General features: G+C 66.6%; 16 protein-coding genes. 12 read left to right on the top strand and 4 right to left on the bottom strand.

Annotation, left to right across the window (positions count from 1 at the left end; all coding sequences use genetic code 11):
* Positions 1-95: 95 nt before the first annotated feature.
* The gene (locus OR37_RS20665; RefSeq protein WP_054508510.1) at positions 96-326 is read right to left on the bottom strand and encodes a hypothetical protein; all 231 of its coding nucleotides are present in this window, start codon (positions 324-326) and stop codon (positions 96-98) included.
* Here OR37_RS20665 and OR37_RS05450 point away from each other — a divergent pair.
* The 3 genes from OR37_RS05450 to OR37_RS05440 all read left to right on the top strand — a co-directional run bounded on the left by OR37_RS05450 (position 304) and on the right by OR37_RS05440 (position 3,769).
* The gene (locus OR37_RS05450) at positions 304-1,014 is read left to right on the top strand and encodes a sensor histidine kinase (protein WP_004616753.1); all 711 of its coding nucleotides are present in this window, start codon (positions 304-306) and stop codon (positions 1,012-1,014) included. The two genes, OR37_RS20665 and OR37_RS05450, sit on opposite strands and share 23 nt — an antisense overlap.
* Before the next feature lie 222 nt (positions 1,015-1,236).
* A complete protein-coding gene (locus OR37_RS05445; protein ID WP_004616752.1) occupies positions 1,237-2,079 on the top strand; it encodes a metal-dependent hydrolase in 843 nt (280 codons plus the stop codon).
* A 265-nt stretch (positions 2,080-2,344) separates the two neighbouring features.
* Positions 2,345-3,769, top strand: coding sequence for a N,N-dimethylformamidase beta subunit family domain-containing protein (locus tag OR37_RS05440; RefSeq protein WP_235046550.1), 1,425 nt, complete (start codon positions 2,345-2,347; stop codon positions 3,767-3,769).
* A 162-nt stretch (positions 3,770-3,931) separates the two neighbouring features.
* On the opposite strand, the gene OR37_RS05435 is transcribed toward OR37_RS05440, so the two are convergent.
* Positions 3,932-5,206: an aminotransferase class III-fold pyridoxal phosphate-dependent enzyme gene (locus tag OR37_RS05435; protein WP_004616748.1), complete on the bottom strand. Its 1,275-nt coding sequence runs from the start codon at positions 5,204-5,206 to the stop codon at positions 3,932-3,934.
* 79 nt (positions 5,207-5,285) lie between these two features.
* Between OR37_RS05435 and OR37_RS05430 the strand changes: the two genes are divergently transcribed.
* Together OR37_RS05430 and OR37_RS05425 are read left to right on the top strand one after the other, a co-directional pair.
* A complete protein-coding gene (locus OR37_RS05430; RefSeq protein WP_004616746.1) occupies positions 5,286-6,233 on the top strand; it encodes a carbohydrate kinase family protein in 948 nt (315 codons plus the stop codon).
* Positions 6,233-6,883: a class II aldolase/adducin family protein gene (locus OR37_RS05425; protein WP_004616745.1), complete on the top strand. Its 651-nt coding sequence runs from the start codon at positions 6,233-6,235 to the stop codon at positions 6,881-6,883. The genes OR37_RS05430 and OR37_RS05425 overlap by 1 nt, the downstream gene beginning before the upstream one ends.
* Positions 6,884-7,024: 141 nt before the next feature.
* Here the strand turns inward: OR37_RS05425 and OR37_RS05420 are convergent, their stop codons facing one another.
* Positions 7,025-9,280, bottom strand: coding sequence for a TonB-dependent receptor (locus tag OR37_RS05420; RefSeq protein WP_035016994.1), 2,256 nt, complete (start codon positions 9,278-9,280; stop codon positions 7,025-7,027).
* Between the two features lie 245 nt (positions 9,281-9,525).
* Positions 9,526-10,179: a TetR/AcrR family transcriptional regulator gene (locus tag OR37_RS05415; RefSeq protein WP_004616741.1), complete on the bottom strand. Its 654-nt coding sequence runs from the start codon at positions 10,177-10,179 to the stop codon at positions 9,526-9,528.
* 288 nt (positions 10,180-10,467) lie between these two features.
* Here OR37_RS05415 and OR37_RS05410 point away from each other — a divergent pair, with 288 nt between their 5' ends.
* The 7 genes from OR37_RS05410 to OR37_RS05380 all read left to right on the top strand — a co-directional run bounded on the left by OR37_RS05410 (position 10,468) and on the right by OR37_RS05380 (position 19,008).
* Positions 10,468-11,688 carry an MFS transporter gene (locus tag OR37_RS05410; protein ID WP_004616740.1) on the top strand — a complete coding sequence of 407 codons (1,221 nt, stop codon included), beginning with the start codon at positions 10,468-10,470 and terminating at the stop codon, positions 11,686-11,688.
* Positions 11,689-11,989: 301 nt separating this feature from the next.
* Positions 11,990-14,080: a S46 family peptidase gene (locus OR37_RS05405; protein ID WP_004616738.1), complete on the top strand. Its 2,091-nt coding sequence runs from the start codon at positions 11,990-11,992 to the stop codon at positions 14,078-14,080.
* Between the two features lie 49 nt (positions 14,081-14,129).
* Positions 14,130-15,797 (top strand): acid phosphatase, encoded by a 1,668-nt coding sequence (acpA, locus tag OR37_RS05400; protein ID WP_004616736.1) that lies wholly within the window; start codon positions 14,130-14,132, stop codon positions 15,795-15,797.
* A 195-nt stretch (positions 15,798-15,992) separates the two neighbouring features.
* On the top strand, positions 15,993-17,216 hold the full coding sequence (gene zigA / locus OR37_RS05395; protein WP_004616734.1) for a zinc metallochaperone GTPase ZigA: 1,224 nt from the start codon (positions 15,993-15,995) through the stop codon (positions 17,214-17,216).
* Positions 17,216-17,389: a hypothetical protein gene (locus tag OR37_RS05390; protein ID WP_004616732.1), complete on the top strand. Its 174-nt coding sequence runs from the start codon at positions 17,216-17,218 to the stop codon at positions 17,387-17,389. The genes zigA and OR37_RS05390 overlap by 1 nt, the downstream gene beginning before the upstream one ends.
* A gap of 112 nt (positions 17,390-17,501) precedes the next feature.
* Positions 17,502-18,083, top strand: a complete 582-nt coding sequence (locus OR37_RS05385; RefSeq protein ID WP_035016992.1) for an RNA polymerase sigma factor — start codon at positions 17,502-17,504, stop codon at positions 18,081-18,083.
* Positions 18,058-19,008 carry a FecR family protein gene (locus OR37_RS05380; RefSeq protein WP_004616728.1) on the top strand — a complete coding sequence of 317 codons (951 nt, stop codon included), beginning with the start codon at positions 18,058-18,060 and terminating at the stop codon, positions 19,006-19,008. Before OR37_RS05385 ends, OR37_RS05380 begins: the two co-directional genes overlap by 26 nt.
* Positions 19,009-19,113 lie beyond the last annotated feature (105 nt).

Here is a 19,113-nt window from a genome sequence, read left to right as displayed (position 1 = left end):
AGAGCCTTTCCCAGCGGCTCAACTGGACCATCGTCGGCATGACCCTGGCGACCCTGGTCTTCAGCCTCACATTCGTGATGGCGGCTTACAGCCTGCTATTCCAGTTCGCGCCCAAGCTGCTGTCGGCCGAGGACGCGATCCTCCCTGGGCCGGTCGAGTGGGGCATCTACTCGGTTTGCATCGTGCTGGGCGGCATAGCCGCGAGCGTGGTCGCCACGCGCGTCGCCCGACGCATGGTCGAGCCGCTGGAGGCGCTGGCCGAGGCCGCGCGCGAAATCGCCGGCGCCGACCGAGGCCAGCCAGATGATCGCCGACTTCAACGCCATGGCCGACCGCCTGGAGAAGGCGGTGGACGATATTGTCACCTGGAACAGCGTGATCGCTCACGAGCTGCGAACGCCCGTGACGATCCTGAAGGGCCGCCTTCAGGGGCTGGCCGAAGGCGTGTTCCAGCCAGAGCCCGCGCTACTGCGGTCCCTGCACCACCAGGCCGACGCCCTCGCGCGGCTGGTCGAGGATCTGCGGGTGGTCAGCCTGCTCGACAGCGGCCGCCTGCAATTGCGGTCCGTCGAGATCGATCTGGCCGCCGAGATCGAAGGGCTCGCGCGTCTCGTCGAGCGGGATCTCGCCAAGGCCGGCTTTGGTCTGCGCATGACCCTCGCGAGCGGTCGCTGCGTCGCCGATCCCGTTCGCTTGCGCCAGGCGGTGCTCGCGCTGGTCGACAACGCCGTGAAGTACGCCGCGCCCTGTGTTCTGGAGATCGTCACGCGCGTGTCGGAAGCCGAGGTCGAGATCAGCGTCATCGACCGGGGCCCTGGAATGCCCGACAGCCTCGCGCGGCGCGCGTTCGAGCCCTTCCGGCGCGGCGAGGATGTCGACGTCAAGAGCGGCTCTGGCCTGGGCCTCGCCGTGGTGCGTGGCATCGCCGAGGCCCACGGAGGGCAGGTGAGCTATGCGTGGCGCGATGGTCTTTCCGTCTTCGCGATCACGATGCCCAGACGCCCCTCGACCTGAGCCCGCGATCGGCAAGTCGGAAAAGACCGACAAAGGTGACGCGTTCGTCATTTGATAGTTGAAACTATCGAAATATGTGGCATCGTTCCGGTGCGCGTTGGGTCGAGGGCGGGCGAACCGCTCCAATGCGTACCAAGAACTTGAATCTAGAGCCCTTTTCCTGGAGTCGATGTTTCATTCCGGACCAGATGGGCTCTAGGCGTCGCTGTGAAGGAGGAGTTCATGCGCGCTTTCGGAGGCCCTGCGGACCTGGAGATCAAGCCGCGTAACGTCGAATTTGGACGCGGCGTCAATTATGAGCGCTGGTGGTGTGGCGGTGATCCGGTCGTCACCGCCTTCTTCAACGCGCTGTCACTGACGTTCCCGCAGGGGGAGTCGTTCTTCGTGAACAGCGTGCGTCGATATCTTCCGGAACTGTCCGAGCCGCTGCGCGGTCAGGTCGAGGAGTTCGCGCAGCAGGAAGCCTACCATTCGCGCGAGCACATGGCCTTCAACCGCCAGGTCGCGGCGGGCGGCTATGAGACCAAGGAAATCGATGCGCTGATCCGCAAGGATATCCAGGTCAGCAAGGACGCGGGTCCGGAAGTCGAGTTGGCCGTAACCGCCGCCCTCGAACATTTCACGGGCATCTTCGCCCATGCCTGGCTCAGCGATCCGCGCCACTTCAAGGATTTTCCGGAAGACCTGCGCCGGCTCTGGCAATGGCACAGCATCGAGGAAATCGAGCACAAGGGCGTGGCTTTCGACACGTTCCTTTTCGCGACGCGCGATCTTTCGCCGTTCAAGCGCTGGCTGTTCCGAACGATGGTCATGGGCAAGGTGACGTTCGAATTCTGGAAGGAGCGCTTCCGCGACATTGGCCTGCTGCTGAAACAGGACGGCCTCGACAACGCGACGAGCTGGCGGCGTCTGGTCGGCTATCTGGTCGCGCGACCGGGTCTCTTCCGGCAGGTGTTGGGGCCCTATCTGGCGTGGTACGCGCCCGGCTTCCATCCTTGGCGGCATGACGACCGCGCGCTCGCCGCCCAGGCCGAGGCCAGTCTCTCCCTCGTCCTAGCGCGTTAGAACCGGTCAGGCTTCAAACTTGCGATCGGGATCTTTGTAGTAGTAAAAACTATTTAACGATCTCGGGTCGGTCGCGTCGCCGTTTCCACGAAGGCGCCGCGGTCGCTGGGGCTGTCGAGACCGCGCGGGATGGAGGAAACGAATGCTGGCTTGCTATACGGATCGCTTGAGCGCTCGCCCAGGCGAGCGCGTCTCTCTCCACGCCAGCGGCGACGGTGGCTCTTGCCGGCTTTCGATCGCCAGGGTCGGGGCCGAGCGCCGCGCCGTGTTTGAGCTCGACGGCCTGCGGGTCGATCATCATCCGGTTCCGCCCAACGCTGATCGCGACGGCTGCGGCTGGCCCGCAGCGTTCGAGATCGAGATCGGCGAGGACTGGGCCTCGGGCTATTACGATATCGTTCTGACCGACGGAACCGGGGCCGAAGCCCATCACTTCGTGGTCGTCAAGCCGCCCGTCGGCGTGCGTCGCGCGACCGCCTTGATGGTGCTGGCGACCAACACCTACCAATCCTACAACTATTGGGGCGGCGCCAACGCCTACTCCAACGTCACGGGGCTGATGAGCGGCCAGGTCCCGTTCGTCGAGGCGATGGACCAGGCGATCGGCGTGCTGTCGACGCAGCGACCGTTTCCACCGTTGATCGTCGCGCCGCCGCCCAATCCGCCGCGCCTGATCAACCTGCGAAAGCGCGGCTTTAAGGAAGCGCCTTGGGCCGCCGACATGGCCTGGATGGTCGAGCATCGCGCCTCGCCCTATGACGGCTCGGCCGGCTTCCTGCACAAATGGGAGCACGCTTTCGTCGCCTGGGCGGAGTCCAACGGCTACGCGCTGGATTTCGCCACGGACTACGACCTGGACGTCGAACAGGACCTCCTGGACGGCTACGCGGCCGCGCTGTTCGTTGGCCACAGCGAATACTGGTCCGGCCCCCAGCGCGACCAGGTCGAGCGGTTCGTCGACGCGGGCGGCAAAGCGGCGATCTTCTCGGGGAACAGCTGCTTCTGGAAGGTGCGCTGGGAGAACGACGGCAAGACCTATGTCTGCCACAAGTGGAAGGGTTTCGAGGCCGAGGACGTGCCGCCCGAGAAGGCCACGCACCTGTGGTCGCACCCGGCGTTCCAGCGTCCGGAGGCCGCGCTCACGGGCCTCAGCTTCGTCTTCGCCGGCTATCACCGGCTGGGCATGTGCGTGTCGCGCGGCCAGGCGGGCTTCACGATCTATGACGATCGGCACTGGGCCCTGGAGGGCTCGGACCTGTTCTATGGCGACGTGATCGGCGGCGAGCTGCCGCTGATCGGCTATGAGAGCGACGGCTGCCGCTTCCAGTTCGGCGACGACGGCCTGCCCAAGGCCGTGCCGATGCTGGGCGTTCCCGAGACCCTGGAGATCATCGGCGTCGCGCCTTGCGCGTTCGGCGAGGAGGCGGGTCGGGGCTACAACCCGATCATCCCGCCCGAGAAGTTGGACGTTATCGCCCAGGTCACCTACGGCGACGCTAGCGCCGAGGCGCAGGCCAGGGTCATGCGCGGCCACGCCGTGCTGGCCAGCTTCAAGCGTGGCGAGGGCGAGGTGTTCAACAGCGGCACCACCGAATGGGCTCACGGCCTGGCCGCGCGCGATCCTTTCATCGAGGTCATCACCCACAATGTGCTGCGGCGCTTCGGCGTCACGCGCGCCACCTCGGCCTGAGGCGAAGGCCGTATCGTCGACGAAAAAGAAGGGCCCCTCCGAGGAGGGGCCCTTTCCATGAGCGGTACGCCGCCGGAGACATCGCGGGAAGGGCGCTCGGGGCAAGTCCGGGCGCCCGTGTCAGGCGGGCGGTCGCCCCCGCGTTTCCGCGAGGGCGGGCCGTCAATCGACCATGGAATGCAGGAAGGCCAGTTTCTCGACCGGGGGCAGGGGGCCGGCGGCCTTCAGGAGCTTGAAGGACACATCGGCCGCCTCGACCGTGTGGTCGATGTCGGCGTCGGTCATGGCCGTGGTCATGAACATGTTGTGCCAGGGGTGGAAGTAGACGCCGCGCTTCAGCAGGGCGTTGTTCCAGAAGTAGGCCTTGGCCCCGGTGGGGTCGTCGTCGAACATGATCAGGGGCATCTGAGCCGGACCCGTCTGGCGCAGGGTGAAGCCATGGCGGCCGGCGGCCTCGTCGAGGCCCGCGCGTAGGCGCTCGCCCAGCGCGATGGTGCGTTCCAGATAATCGGTGTCGCGGATCAGCTTCAGCGTCGCGAGGGAGGCGGCCATGGGCGCGGCCGAGAACCAGAACGAGCCGGTCGCATAGATGGTCGCTGCGGCAAAGCGAGCTTTTTCGGCGCCCAGGAGGGCCGAGATGGGGTGACCGTTGGCGATCGCCTTGCCCCAGGCCGACAGATCCGGCTTGACCCCGACCAACGACCAGCTGCAGTCACGCGCCAGGCGGAAGCCGGCGCGAACGTCATCGACGATCAGCAGCGCCTCGTGCTCGTCGCACAGTTCGCGGGCGCGTCGGGCGTAGGCCGGATCGGGCAGTTCCTGGTCGACGAAGGTGTCGTGCTTGATGGGCGAGGCGAAGATGGCCGCCAGGTCCGAACCGGCCGCCTTGACCGCCGCTTCCAGGCTTTCGACGTTGTTGTATTCGTAGAACACCTGGTTGGCGCGGTCCGCTTCGGTGACGCCGTTTTTCAGCGGCGTGCACCAGGGCGCGGCGCCGTGATAGGCGCCCTTGGCCAGCACGATGGTCTTCTTGCGGGTGAAGTTGCGGGCGATCATCATCGCCATGGTCGTGGCGTCGGTGCCGTTCTTGCAGAACATCGCCCAGTCGGCGTGACTGACCTGAGCGGTCAGGGCCTCGGCCAGTTCGACCATGGCCTGGCCCGGACCCGTCATGGTGTCGCCGCGCTTCATGCGGTCGACATAGGCCGCGTCGATCGCCTCATGCCCATAGCCGAACAGGTTCGGGCCATAGCCGCACAGGTAGTCGATGTAGCGGTTGCCATCGGTATCCCACAGATAGGCGCCTTGGGCCCGATCGTAGAACTGCGGATAGTCGTCGGGCAGCAGCATCACGGACTGGTGGCCGTACATCCCGTTGGGGATCACCGCCATGGCGCGTTCACGCAGCGCCGCATCCTTGCTGTTCGTCCAGGCCATGCCTTGTCCCCTATAAGATAGTTTTGACTATTATAATGGCCGAGGCATATTGTCTGTCAATGCATTGGGAGGATCTCTGATGAAGAAGAACGGATTGGCGTGCATCGGGCTGACCACCCTGGACGTGGTCGCCCGCGCCATAGATGAGCTGCCCAAGGTGGAGGGGACCGGCCTGATCGAAGGCATCGCCTGCGCGCCCGCCGGGACCGCGGGGGCTCCAGCGCTGCTGGCGGCGCGTTTGGGCGTGGCCAGTCGGCTGATCTCGGCGGTGGGCGACGACCTGACCGGCCGCTTTATCCGCGCGGCGCTGAGCGACGCCGGCGTCGATGTCTCCGACCTGGAAACCTTGCCAGGCCTGCCTAGCTCGACGACCCTGCTGGCCGTCTCGTCCAGCGGCGTGCGTCCTGGTTTCCATGCCTTGGGCGCGGGCATGTTGGCCCGGGTCACGCCGGGCGCTCTCCAGGCGGCCTCGGAGGTCGGCTTCCTGCACTATGGCGGCGTCGGCGGTCCCAAGCTCGATGGCGGCGAAGGGCTCTCGATCGTTCAAGCGGCCTCGCGCGCGGGCGCTGTGGTCACCTGTGACCTGATCGCGCCGCAGCCTTCGGCGATCGAAGAGGTTCGGCGCTTGCTTCCCCACGTCGACTATTTCCTGCCGAGCGCCGCCGAGGCGGTGTTCCTGACCGGTCAGCAGGACCTTTTCGCCGCCGCCGAGACCTTCCGGTCCTGGGGCGCCAAGGCCTGTATTATCAAGAATGGCGGTCGGGGCTCGGTGGTCGTCCTTGACGATGTCAGCACGACCTTGCCCGCCTATGCGATCACGCCGGTCGACACGACCAGTTGCGGGGATTCCTACTGCGCCGGCTTCATCGCCGCCCTGTCACGCGGCTGGGCGCCGCTGGACGCCGCGCGCTTCGGGACGGCCACCGCCGCGCTCGTCGCCCAGGGCCTCGCCACGCTGGGCAAGGTCGAGAGCTTCGAGGCCACCGAGGCGGCGATGCGCCAGATGACCCTGAGCGAGGCGGCGTGATGAGCGGGATTCCTCAAGAAGCCGCCCTGCGCGCGCGCATGGTCGAGGTGATGCAGGCCATGGACGCACGGGGCCTCAACCGGGGCACGTCCGGCAATGTCTCGGCGCGCTGCGGTCCCGACATGCTGGTCACGCCCAGCGGCGTCCCGGCCGGGCGGCTGACCGCCGAGCACATGGTTCTGATCCGGCCCGACGGCTCCTCGCCCGAAGGCGCGCTGAAGCCATCCAGCGAATGGCGGATGCATCAGGGGATTCTCGATCGCCGTCCCGATGTCGGCGCCGTGGTCCACTGCCATTCGCGCCACGCGACGATCCTGGCCTGCGCTGGTCGGCCGATCCCGGCCATGCACTACATGGTCGCCGTCAGCGGGGGCAGCAGCGTGCCGGTCGCGCCCTACGCCACCTTTGGTTCGGTCGAGTTGGCCCAGGCGGTGGTGGAGGCGCTGGACGGCCGCTATGCCACGCTGATGGCCAATCATGGCCAGATCGTCGCCGCGCCCAATCTCGATTTCGCCCTGGCCATCGCCGAGGAGGTCGAGGAACAAGCGGCCGTGTATTGGGGAACTCTGGCAATCGGCGGGCCCAGCCTGCTGGCGGAGGACGAAATGGACCGCATCCTGCTGCGGTTCAAATCCTACGGGCAACGCTGATCGCGGCGACGCGTAAGCCGACCGACGTGTCGTAGAGCCTGTCCGCTTCAAATGGGATCATTTGAAGCGGACAGGCTCTAAATTCAAATATTTAGAGCGCGTTCGAGCGGTTTAACCGCTCGAACTTAAACCTAACGCGCTCTAGTAGTGGTAGCGCAGGAATACGCCCAGGCTTCTGGGGCGGTTGTAGGTGAGGAGATCCTCGCCGAGGCTGTCGATGTTCGAGATCGCGACCGTGTAGGTCTTGTCGAACAGGTTGCGGGCGAAGGCGCCGGCCTCGATCTTCTGGTCCGGGGAGCGCCAGCTGAGCTGAGCGCCGGCGATCCAGACCGCGCCCTGCGACAGGCGCGGCGCGTTCGAGTTGTCGAAATAGATTTTCGACGAATAGTTGGCGTCGACATTGGCCACGATCGAGGCGCCGTTCGCCAGGGGCGCGACCCAGGTCGCGGCGGTGTTGAACGTCACCTTGGGCGATTGCGGCAGCCAGTTGCCGGTGAAGTTGTTACCTTCGGAGATGTAGTCGCCGTACTTGGCGTGCAGCAGCGACAGGCCCGCGGTCAGGGTCAGCGGCTGGATCGGCCGAGCGGTGATCTCGGCCTCGCCGCCATAGACCTTGGAGTTTGCGGCGTTGCTGAGCACCAGCACCGTCAGGCCGTTGCGGGTCGCCTGGGCGAAAACCTGTTGGTTCTTATAGTCGTAATAGAAGCCCGACACGTTCAGGCGGACCCGACGATCGAAGAACTCCGACTTCATGCCCAGCTCATAGGCGTCGAGCGTTTCGTTCTTATAGGGCTCCATCTGGGCGGCCGTGGTGGCCATGCCGCCGAAGAAGCCGCCGCTCTTATAGCCCCGGTTATAGGTGGCGTAGACGTTGGTGTCGTCGCTCACGGCGTAGCGCAGGCCAAGACGGCCCGACACGGCCGAGAAGGTCTTGCTCTGCTTGGAGATCAGGATGACGATCGCGCCGTCATCGGCCTGGCTCCTGTAGTCGATAGACTTGTCATCGGCGGACCAGCGAAGACCCACCGTGCCGGTCAGCCTGTCGGTCAGCTTGTAGTCGGCCTGGCCGAAGACGGCATAGCCCTTGGTCTTCTGGGTGTAAGGATAGCCGAAGACGGCGACGCTGTTATCGAGGCTGAGGCCGGTCGGATTGTCGGGCGTTGTGAATAGCGGCCGCAGAGCGCGCAGCACGTCCTGACGGGTGTTGTCCTGAACCTGCTCGTCCATGAAATACCCGCCGAGCACCCACTTGAAGCGCGCCGCCTCGTCGTCGGACTGAAGGCGCACCTCCTGGGTGAACTGGTGCTGACGCGACCGGTAATTGATCTCGAGCATCTGCAGGGGACTGGCGTCGGTGTTCTCGAGGTCGTTGCGGTGCGCCCACTGCCACGCCGTGACCGAGATCAGGGACATGCCGCCCAGTTTCCAGGTCGCCTGGCTGGACGCGCCGAACAGGTCGACCTTGTCCTTGCCTTCCAGATTGGCGTCCGTCGCGCGGGGATTGTTGTCGGTGTCGGCATAGCCGAGCAGGTCCGTGCATTGGCCGCTGGAATAGGCCGAGGAGGCGCAGAAGCCGTCGGGGCCCGTGGCGGCGGCGGTCTTCGGGAACAGCGCCCTGTGCTGAGGAGCGGTGGCGTCGCCGCGATTGACGTAGCGGTTGACCTGCGCCAGCAGCTCGAAATCCGAGCTCGGCGTGTACAGCATCGAGAGACGACCCGCCCAGTGGTTGGCGGCGTTGAGGTCGTGACCGGTGACGCGATTGTAGGTGTAGCCGTCATCCTTGACGTATTGCGCGGCGGCGCGGAACGCCAGCTTGTCGGCCACGATCGGGCCGCCGACGCCGAGGTCGGCCGTGACGGCGTTGAAGCTGCCGTACTCTAGCGACGCGTCCGCGCCGAAGGTCTGGCTAGGGCGCTTGGTGGTGATGTTGATCGCGCCGCCATTGGTGTTTCGACCATAGAGGGTGCCTTGCGGACCGCGCAGCACCTCGACCTGGGCGAGATCGAAGAAGCCCGCCATCTGGGCCAGGGGCGAGCCGATATAGACGCCATCGACATAGACGCCGACGCCGCTGGAGGCGTTCGGGTTGAAGTCGCTCAAGCCCACGCCGCGAATGTAGATCTTGGGATTGGCGGCCGCGTCGGCGGAGCTGATGCGCATCCCAGGCGCGAGGTTGTTGAGGGCCAGGACGTCCTTCACGCCGCGCGCGGCGAGGGCGTCGCCGGTCAGGGCGGTCACCGACACGGGCACGTCCTGCAGGTTTTCGGAACGCTTTTGGGCGGTGACGACGATTTCCTCGATCGCCGTGTTGTCCTGCTTGGCGGGCTGGGTCTGAGCCGCAGCCGCCCCGGCCGACAGCGCCAGAACGGCGCAGCCCAGGAACATAGACGCTTTCATGTTCTTCTCCCCATACACCCAGTACTCCGACCGGTCCCGGCCATTACGATAATAAAAACTATCGCGATGCAAGGGGGATGCGCGCAAGCCGTCGCGAGGCCGCGCGACGCGCGGCCGTCATGGCGCCCAGTTAACGGGCGAAAACTGGGTAAAAAGCGTTCGCGCGGAATTGGAAGGTCCGCTCGCGAGGTTCCGCCCGCGAGGTCGGCCATATCAATCCGGCCACGATCTGGGCCGCGCCCGGATCAGTCCTGGGCCAATTGCGACCGTCGGGGGAGGTCGAAATGGTAGCGGCCGATCATCCAGGCGACTTCCTCGATGACCATGTCCTCGTCGAGCTCGGGGTCCTCGACCAGCATTTCCATGGCCGCGTAGCCCATCAGTTCGGAGACGCGCATCGACAGCTTGAGCCGTTCCTCGTCGACCGCGGGACCGTCCTGCAGTCGGAAGGCATAGATCCGATCCAGCACCGCCGTGCGCGATTGGGCGCGGACGTCCTGCAGCGGCGGCAGGGCGCGGATAGCCCTCAGGATCCAGAGCCCGCCGGGGAAGGCGCGGGTGACGGTGATGATCTCTTTCTGCAGGCGGATGTGGCTCTCCACGGCGGCCGAAAGTGTTGTCCAATGGGCGCCGCCCGCCTCGACCCAAGCGAAGACGACCTGGTCCTGGGCGTCCATCAGTCGCCGGGTCAGCTCGGTCAGAAGCGCGTACTTGTTGGGGAAGTAACGGTAGAGAGCCGGCGGAGTCAGGCCCGCCCGCTCGCAGACCAGATTCGTTGTCAGCCGCTCGAAGCCCACCTCGGCCAGGAGCTCTCCGGCGGTCGCCAAGATGGCTTCGAAGGTATTGATGCCGTTGCGCCGCGACGGTCGCGACTTGGCTTCGAGTTCGGGATTGCTCACCAGGCGTCCTTGAAGAGGGCCGCGGACCAGCGACCTCCATCGTCAGATAGCAATACCGACGCTTGAAGAGAACCTGTCGCGGCGAGGCCGCGCCCGAGAACCGCCTTGAAGCCGTCCGCCAAGCGCTGGCGGCGTGGCGGAAGAGGCGAGGTGACGCCAATGAAAGCGGCATGTCCTAGGATCATCGCTCCCAAGACCGGTTGACGATGGCCTTGCGATAGCAAAAGCTAACATTAAGGCGCGCGGGCGGAGACCCGGTAAGTTTCATCCGAGCCTAGGAGGAATTTCATGTCGGCCGAGGACACCCAAGCGCGCGCGTCGAGGGCCGATGACGGCTGGATCGGTCAGCGGCCGTCGGCGGCGCGGATCGCCGCCTTCCTCGCGGTGGGCTCGATCGCCCTGATCATGGCCGGCGTCCAGCCCGTGGTGCTGGGCGGGCTGGTCACCGCGGGGCGTCTGGATGTCAGCCAACTGGGCTGGAGCGTGACCATCGAGTTTCTCGCCATCGGCTTGGGCGTTGGCCTTGCAGACGCCCTGTTGCCGCCCCGCCGCCTCAAGCTGATCGGCCTGACCGCGGCGCTCGTTCTGGCCGCGATCAATTTCGCCGCGTTCGAGGTTTCCGGGCTTGGCGTCGTGGTGACGCGCGGTCTCGCGGGCTTGGCCGAGGGCGCCATTGTCTGGCTGACGACGCTGATGATCGTCCGCTCGCCGACCCCGGGACGCTGGAGCGGGGTGTTCCTGGTCAGCCAGGCGGTTCTGCAAGTCGCGTGCGCGGCCGGCATACCGATCCTGGTCTCGCCCGCGTTGGGCGCCAACGCGGGCTTCGCCACCCTGGGAGCCAGCGCCGCGCTGGCGGGGATCATCGCGCTCGTCTTGCCAGACCGCCTCGCGCCCTTGGCGGGCAACCGGAGCGACGAGCCGGTTCTGGCCGAGCCGATTCCAAAGGCGGCCTATGTCAGCCTGGCGGCGGTCTTCCTGATCTTCTCGTTCTTCATCGGTTTCCTGGCCTATGTGGAGCGGCTGGCGGGGCAGGCGGGGCTGACGCCCGTCCAGGGAGGGCTGGCCGTCGCCCTGGCCTTGGGCGCTTCGATCGCGGGCTCGGGTCTGGCGGCGGTGCTGGCCGACAAGATCGCCTATCATCGCGCCTTGCTGGTCTGCGCGCCGATCTTCCTGGCGGTGCTGGTCGGTCTGTGGGGGCTGCCCGGTTCGGGCGTCTTCTTCGTTCTCGCGGGTCTCCATGGACTGGCCTGGGGCTTCCTGCAGGCCTTGCAAGCGCCCTTCGTCATCGAGTCCGATCCCTCGCGGCGCGCGGTGCTGCTCGCGCCCAGTGTTCAGGCGGTGGGCGCGGCCGCCGGCCCGATGCTCTGCTCGTTCTTCGTGACTGTCCAGGACGCGCGAGGCGTGCTGGTGGCGTCCGGCGCGTGTCTGGCCCTCTCGTTCGTGTTGGCGATAGCGCTGTGGGTCTCGCGCCGCCGCCGCCAGGCAAGGTCAGCGCTGGCCGTCGTCTGAAGGCCAGCGGGCGAGACCGCGAATGACCTCGCAAACCCGGCTTGACCGGCGCTGTTATATAGTAACATTGTTGGCCATGAGCACGATGGTTGAGGGGCGGTCTTGACGCTTGGGTTGCGATATCGAGCCGACACGGCGCGTGGCGCCGGTCAAACGCGGGCGGCCATGGCGAAGGCCTAACGGGCCTCGATCCGGCCGCTTGACGCCCAAAACGACCTCTTTCCTTGATTAATGACGGCGAGAAGGGCCTCCTCTTTCGCCTGGACCACGGCGGCTGACGCCGCTGAACGGAGACTTCGACATGCGCAATCTCTTCCTGGGCGCCAGCGCGGCCTGCCTGGCCGCTTTCGCCTCCAGCGCCGCCCTGGCGGACGAGGGCATGTGGACCTACGACAATTTCCCGGCCGCCCAGGTCAAGGCGACTTACGGCGTGACGCTGGACAAGGCCTGGCTGGATCATGTGCAGGCCAACGCCGTGCGTCTGTCGACCGGTTGCTCGGCCTCGGTGGTGTCGGCGCAAGGGCTGGTTTTGACCAACCACCACTGCGTTTCGGACTGCGCTCAGGACCTCTCGACCGCGACCAGCGACCATCTGAAGACCGGCTATGTCATCGCCAACCGCGAGGAGGAGCGCACCTGTCCGGGGATGCAGGCCGAGGTGCTGCTGTCGATCAAGGACGTGACCGACACGGTCAAGAGCGCCGCCTCGGGCAAGGCCGGCGGCGAGTTCGTCAAGGCGCGCAACGCCGCCATCGCGGACATCGAGCGCACCAACTGCGCGGGCAAGGAGGCGGTCCAGACCTGCCAGGTGGTCAACCTGTATCAGGACGGCCAGTACAAGCTCTACACGTTCCGCAAGTTCTCGGACGTTCGGCTAGTCTTCGCGCCCGAGCTGGCGACGGCCTTCTTCGGCGGCGATCCCGACAATTTCAACTTTCCGCGCTACGACCTCGATATGTCGTTCGTGCGCCTGTACGAGAACGGCAAGCCGGTCGCCACGCCGGGGCACCTCGTCTGGAATCCCGCGCCGCCGAAGGATGGCGAGCTGACCATCGTCGCGGGCAACCCCGGCACGACCAACCGTCTGCTGACCGCCGACCAGCTGGCCTTCCTGCGTGACGTCAGCTTCCCGATGACCCTGACCCAGCTGGCGGAACTGCGCGGCCGCTTGATCGAGTTCGGCAAGCGCGGTCCGGAACAGCAACGCGTCGCCAGCCACGAACTTTTCGGCATCGAGAACAGCTACAAGGTCTATGTCGGCCAGCTACAGGCCCTGTCGGGGCCGGGCTTCCTGGACGGCAAGCGCCAGGCCGACGCCGAGCTGAAAGCCAAGGTCGCCGCCGATCCCAAGCTGGCCGCCGCGACGGGCGATCCCTGGGCGAAGATCGCCGCCGTCCAGACCGAGCGCGCCGGCCTCTATGCGCCTTACGTTTTGCTGGAAGGCCGCGCGGGCTTCTTCTCGCCGCTCTACGGTTACGCCGTCGAACTGGTCCGCGCGGCCCAGGAGCGCGCCAAGCCGAACACCGAGCGCCTGCCGGAATACGCCGACGCCCGCCTGCCGCTGCTGGAAAAGGAAATCACCGACGCCAAGCCGGTCGACAAGGATCTCAACCAGCTGCAGATCGAGTTCTGGCTGCTGAAGGTGCGCGAGGTGCTGACCGCCGACGCGCCCCAGACCAAGCTGCTGCTGGGCAAGGACTCGCCCGAGACCATCGCCGCGCGGCTTGCGGGCTCGACCCTGGCCGATCCGGCCGTGCGCAAGGCGCTGTGGGACGGCGGCCTGCCGGCGATTCAGGCGTCCAAGGATCCGCTGATCCAGTACGTGCTGGCCACGGACGGCGCCGCCCGCGCGGCGCGCAAGGCCTATGAGGAGCGGGTCACCGGGCCGAGCGGGCAAGCCGCCCAGAAGATCGCGGCCGCGCGCTTCGCGGTCTATGGCGACAAGGTCTATCCGGACGCCACGTTCAGCCCCCGCCTGAGCTACGGCAAGGTCGCCGGCTGGACCTATCGCGGTCAGACCGTTCCCTACGCCACGACCTTCAAGGGGCTGTGGGAGCGCGCCACCGGCCAGGATCCGTTCGCTCTGGCGCCGCGCTGGGAAGCCGCGCGCGGAAAGCTCTCCGACGATACGGTGTTCGATTTCGTCACCACCAACGATATCACCGGCGGCAATTCCGGTTCGCCGGTCCTGAACGCCAAGGGCGAGGTGATCGGCGCGGCCTTCGACGGCAACATCCACTCGCTGGGCGGCGCCTTCGCCTATGACGGCTCGATCAACAGAACGGTCGTGGCGTCCACGGCCGCCGCGACGGAGGCTTTCGTCAAGGTCTACGGCCAGCAGGCCCTGGTCGACGAACTGCTGGGCAAGCCCTTCAAGAAGGGCGGTCGCTGACGCGCCCAAGGGCGGGCTGGGCGTGGACTTTTAAGGTTGGATCATAGTGATGCGTAAGCGTTCGACGAGCGATCAAGGCGGCGTCGCCGATGGCGGCGCGCCGGGGCGCCCTTCGCGTCGGGGCCTTCTTGGCGCGTTGGTCTTGGCCGGGGCGGGCGTGTCGGCCCAGGCCGCCGGGGCCGCGCCGACGCGGACATCCCGCGCCGAGATCGACCGCCGACTGGGCGAGGCGATCGACACGGTCGTGGTGATCTATGCCGAGAACCGGAGCTTCAACAATCTGTTCGCGGGGTTCCCTGGGCTCGAGCGGCCGCTGGCGGCCGAACCGCCCGAGCGCGTCGAACAGCGCGACCGCGATGGACGGCCCCTGGCTCACCTGCCGCCGGTCTGGGGCGGCATGGTTCCTCACGAGCAGGTCGTCGAGCACACGCGCTACAAGATCGGCGAGGCGGACCTGCCGCGCCTTCCCAACGCGCCGTTCGCCCTGGCGACGCCCAGCGGGGATCCTCTCCCGCACGGGGTCGTCACGCGCGACCTCGTGCACGCCTTCTACCAAAACCAGATGCAGATCAATGGCGGCGCCAACGACCGGTTTGTCGCCTGGGGCGACAGCGGCGCGCTGGTGATGGGCCACTATGGCGACGCGTCGGTGAACCTGCGCCTCTGGCGGTTGGCCGAGCGCTTCACGCTCTGCGACAACTTCTTCATGGGCGCTTTTGGCGGTTCGTTCCTGAATCACCAGTACCTGATCGCGGCCCGGCCGCCGTTCTACCCCGACGCCGACAAGGGCCCGGCCAAGGGGTTGCTCGCCACGGTCGAGGGGGACGACCCCAAGGGCGCGCGGCTCAAGCCTCTGGTCGGCAGTCCGGCCAGCGCCCTTGATGGTCGGCCGCGCTTCGGGCCAAGCACGCTGACGCCGGATTTCTGGGCGGTGAACACGATGATGCCGCCCTACGCGCCCAGCGCCAGTCGCGATCCGAACGATCCTCGCCTGGCCGACGCCAAGCAGCCGTTGACCCTGCCGCCGCAAGGCCACGAGACGATCGGCGACCGGCTCTCGGCCAAGGGCGTCGAGTGGGCCTGGTACGCCGGTGCTTGGGCGCTGGCCCTCGCGGGGACCGGCGACGACGCGGCGCTGTTTCCGGCGCGGCCCAATTTTCAGGTTCACCACCAGCCGTTCAACTATTTCGCCCGCTATGCTCCGGGCGCTCCCGGACGTGGGCGGCTGCGCGACGCGGGCTTCGGCGACAGCGCTCGCACCAATCGGTTCATGGCCGACGCCCAGGCCGGGCGACTGCCGGCCGTCAGCTTCTACAAGCCGCAGGGCGATCTCAACATGCACGCCGGCTATTCGGACGTGGACGCCGGCGACCGCCACATCGCCCGCGTGATCGACGCCCTGATGAGCGGTCCGCAGTGGGCCAAGATGCTGGTCGTCGTGACCTTCGACGAGAACGGCGGCTGGTGGGATCATGTTTCGCCGCCGAAGGGGGATCGTTGGGGGCCGGGAACACGCATCCCGGCGCTCGTCGTGTCGCCCCATGCCCGACGCGGTCATGTCGACCACACGGTCTATGACACCGGCTCGATCCAACGCCTGCTGAACCGCCGCTTCGGGCTGGCGCCGTTGCCGGGCGTCGTCGCGCGCGACCAGGCGATGATCGCGGCCGGCGGCGTCGCGCCCGGTGATCTCACGCAGGCGCTGGATCTGGGCTAGCTGAAAAGCGCCCGCCGCGGGCGCGCCTGGCCGCCAGAGGGGAGGCTTTGGCGGTGGTCGATCGTTGGGGGCTGCATCGAGGCGAACCCGCGGCGAGACAGAGGGCTTAAAGCATATATGTTATAACATAACAATACTTGCACGGGCGGGTTGGTCTGCGCTATTGATGTTATATTATAACATTTAGAGGCCGCCATGACCGTCGCGACAAATCCATCGTCCCGCCGCGTGGACCGCCGGCTGCCGGTCACGGTGCTCTCGGGCTTCCTTGGCGCGGGCAAGACCACGCTGCTGAACCACGTCCTGGCCAATCGCGAGGGCAAGAAGGTCGCGGTCATCGTCAACGACATGAGCGAGGTGAACATCGACGCGGCCTTGGTCGCCGAGGGCGGCGCCGACCTGTCGCGCACCGATGAAGCCCTGGTCGAGATGTCCAACGGCTGTATCTGCTGCACCTTGCGCGAGGATCTGCTGAAGGAGGTGCGCCGTCTGGCCGCCGAGCGTCGGTTCGACTACCTGCTGATCGAGTCCACGGGTATTTCGGAGCCCATGCCCGTGGCCGCCACGTTCGACTTCCGCGACGAAGACGACCAAAGCCTGTCGGACGTGGCGCGGTTGGACACGCTGGTCACGGTGGTCGACGCCTTCAATTTCCCGCGCGACTACGGGTCGCGCGATCGTCTGGCCGATCGTGGCGAGACGGCGGGGGAGGGCGATGATCGCACGGTCGTCGATCTGCTGGTCGAGCAAGTCGAATTCGCCGACGTCATCGTCCTGAACAAGACCGACCTCGTGTCCGCCGAGGACCTCGGGCGGCTCGAGGGCGTCATCGCGACCTTCAATCCGCAGGCGCGGATCGTTCGCGCGGCGCGGGGCGCTGTCGCGCTGGACGACGTGTTGGATACCGGTTTGTTCGATCCCGTTCGCGCCGAGGGCGCGGCGGGCTGGCAGAAGGCGCTGATGGGCCAGATGCTGCCCGAAACCGAGGAATATGGGATCAGCCATTTCGTCTATCGCGCCGCGAAGCCTTTTCATCCCGAGAAGCTTAAGGCGTGGCTGAATAGCGAATGGCCCGGCGTCATCCGGTCCAAGGGCTTCCTCTGGCTGGCCACTCGCCATGACCGTGTCGGCGGCTGGAGTCAGGCCGGCGCCGTCACACAGTTTGGTCCGCAGGGCCGTTGGTGGGCCACGGCCCCGCGCGAGCGCTGGCCGGATGATCCGACCTGGCGCGCCGCGATCGAGAAGGTGTGGCGGCCGATACATGGCGATCGGCGTCAGGAGATCGTGCTGATCGGTCAGAATATGGATCGCGGAGCGCTGGAGAGGGGCTTCGACGCCTGCCTGGTGTCCGACTTGCAGTTCGGCTTTGGCCCCAAGGCCTGGGCCAAGCTCTCCGATCCGTTTCCCGCATGGGACTGATGGCGCCGGAGACCGACGTCGAGGATATCTATGCCGAGCCGTCCGCGGCATGGGTGGCCAAGCGGTTCGGCCTCACCTTCGATGAAGCCGAGTGGGTCTTGGTCCTCTACCGGTTCCAAGCCCTTTATCCGAACGGCCCCTTACCCGGGCGCTTCTTTTGCGAGGCCCTGTGAGGTCACGCCGCTGACCAGCTGGGCCCTAGAGACGCGAACTTTCCGCGGCCAGCGTGACGGAACCCCGGCCCTCGTGCATCTATCTCTTTAGAGTGTGCGGCGGTGAGGAGACGTGTTGGAAGGGCGGGCCCGCGTTACGATCTGGTTGGGGCGGCACATCCTTCCCCACGAAGCGGACCTGCGCGCCTGGCTCAAGCAGTCCTTCGCCAATGCTGGGGATGTCGACGACATTATCCAGGAGACCTATTGCAGGTTGGCGGCCTTGACCCAGATCGATCATATCGAGCATCCGAGGTCCTATTTCTTCCAAGCGGCGCGCAGCGTGGCGCTGGAACAGCTTCGGCGCGCGCGCGTGGTTCGGATCGAAACGGTTAGCGAGATGGAGAGCCTCAATCTCATCCTCGATGACCCTTCCGCCGAGCGTGTGGTTTCGGGTCGGCGCGAGCTTGAGCGCGTTCGGGGCCTGATCGCCGCTCTGCCGGACCGTTGTCGACGGATCATCGAAATGCGCAAGATAGAAGGCTTGCCGCAACGCGAGATCGCCCGCCGGCTGGGCGTGACCGAGAACATTGTCGAGAACGAGTCCGTGAGGGGGCTGCGCGCCATTCTCGCGGCCATCACCGAACAGGACGCTCCAGCGAGGGCGAAGAGACCGAGAGTAAGTAGTGATGGTCGATCGCGAAAGCGCCGCTGACATCGACGCCGCCGCCGCCCGATGGGTGGTCCGGGCGGACCGTGACGGGGACGATCCCGGCTTCCAGGCCGAGCTCGAGGCCTGGCTGGCCGCCGATCGTCGCCGAAGCGGCGCCTATGCGCGGGCCCAGGCGGGGTGGAAACATCTGGACCGTTCCAGCGTGCTGGCGCCGACGGTGTCCGGGGGATCGCGCCTGCGGCGGCGGAGCATCATTGCCGGGCTGGGCGCCATGGCCGCCGGCGTGACCGCGGCGGTCGTGGTCCCGCGGCTGCTGGTCCGACGCTACGGCACCACGCTTGGCGAGATCCGGCGAGTGCCGATGGCCGATGGCTCGGTGGCGGCGATCAACACGGATTCCGAAGTGGAAGTGTCTTTGCGTCCTCGCTTGCGCGCGGTGAGGCTGGCGCGCGGCGAGGCCTGGTTCGAGGTGGCGAAAGATCCCGTCCGTCCCTTTGTGGTCGAGAGCGGGCCGGTGCGGGTTCGGGCGGTGGGCACGGCGTTCTCGGTGCGCCGGCGCGAGGGCGGCAGCGATGTGCTGGTCACCGAAGGGGTGGTCGAGGTCTGGACGCGAGATGGTGGCGCGCCGCCGCGACGCGTGTCGGCCGGGGAACGGGTGTTCGCCGAGAATGACGCGGGCGTGCTGACGCCGCCGAAGGCCGACGCGGATCTAGGCCGCCAGCTGGCGTGGCGCGACGGGCAGATCGTGCTGGACGGCCAGACGCTGGCCGAGGCCGCCGCCGAGTTCAATCGCTACAACGATCGCAAGATCGAGGTGGCCGACGCGCGCTTGGCCGACAAGCGCTTTGTCGGCTGGTTCCGCATCAACGATCCCGAGGGCTTCGCCCAGGCGGCGGCGTCGACCTTCCACGGCCAAATCACTCAGCGGGAGGACGCCATCATCCTCCGAACCGCCTCGGGATCCTGACAAATTTATCAAATTTTCTGACGGAACCTGTCTCCCGGCGCATCCCTACTATTAGGCGCTCCGAGAAGCGTCGATTTAAGCAACGCTAAGGGAGGGGGCTCATGC

The sequence above is a fragment of the Caulobacter vibrioides OR37 genome (assembly GCF_000372645.1).
GTDB lineage: Bacteria > Pseudomonadota > Alphaproteobacteria > Caulobacterales > Caulobacteraceae > Caulobacter > Caulobacter vibrioides_E.
This window is presented reverse-complemented; position numbering and strand designations above follow the sequence as displayed.

Bases quoted from the DNA above. Each gene is read 5' to 3' on its own strand.
- OR37_RS05450 (WP_004616753.1), top strand. From the start codon at position 304: ATGATCGCCGACTTCAACGCCATGGCCGACCGCCTGGAGAAGGCGGTG.
- OR37_RS20665 (WP_054508510.1), bottom strand. From the start codon at position 326: ATGGCGTTGAAGTCGGCGATCATCTGGCTGGCCTCGGTCGGCGCCGGC.
- OR37_RS05445 (WP_004616752.1), top strand. From the start codon at position 1,237: ATGCGCGCTTTCGGAGGCCCTGCGGACCTGGAGATCAAGCCGCGTAAC.
- OR37_RS05435 (WP_004616748.1), bottom strand. From the start codon at position 5,206: ATGGCCTGGACGAACAGCAAGGATGCGGCGCTGCGTGAACGCGCCATG.
- OR37_RS05430 (WP_004616746.1), top strand. From the start codon at position 5,286: ATGAAGAAGAACGGATTGGCGTGCATCGGGCTGACCACCCTGGACGTG.
- OR37_RS05425 (WP_004616745.1), top strand. From the start codon at position 6,233: ATGAGCGGGATTCCTCAAGAAGCCGCCCTGCGCGCGCGCATGGTCGAG.
- OR37_RS05420 (WP_035016994.1), bottom strand. From the start codon at position 9,280: ATGAAAGCGTCTATGTTCCTGGGCTGCGCCGTTCTGGCGCTGTCGGCC.
- OR37_RS05410 (WP_004616740.1), top strand. From the start codon at position 10,468: ATGTCGGCCGAGGACACCCAAGCGCGCGCGTCGAGGGCCGATGACGGC.
- OR37_RS05405 (WP_004616738.1), top strand. From the start codon at position 11,990: ATGCGCAATCTCTTCCTGGGCGCCAGCGCGGCCTGCCTGGCCGCTTTC.
- acpA (WP_004616736.1), top strand. From the start codon at position 14,130: ATGCGTAAGCGTTCGACGAGCGATCAAGGCGGCGTCGCCGATGGCGGC.
- zigA (WP_004616734.1), top strand. From the start codon at position 15,993: ATGACCGTCGCGACAAATCCATCGTCCCGCCGCGTGGACCGCCGGCTG.
- OR37_RS05390 (WP_004616732.1), top strand. From the start codon at position 17,216: ATGGCGCCGGAGACCGACGTCGAGGATATCTATGCCGAGCCGTCCGCG.
- OR37_RS05380 (WP_004616728.1), top strand. From the start codon at position 18,058: ATGGTCGATCGCGAAAGCGCCGCTGACATCGACGCCGCCGCCGCCCGA.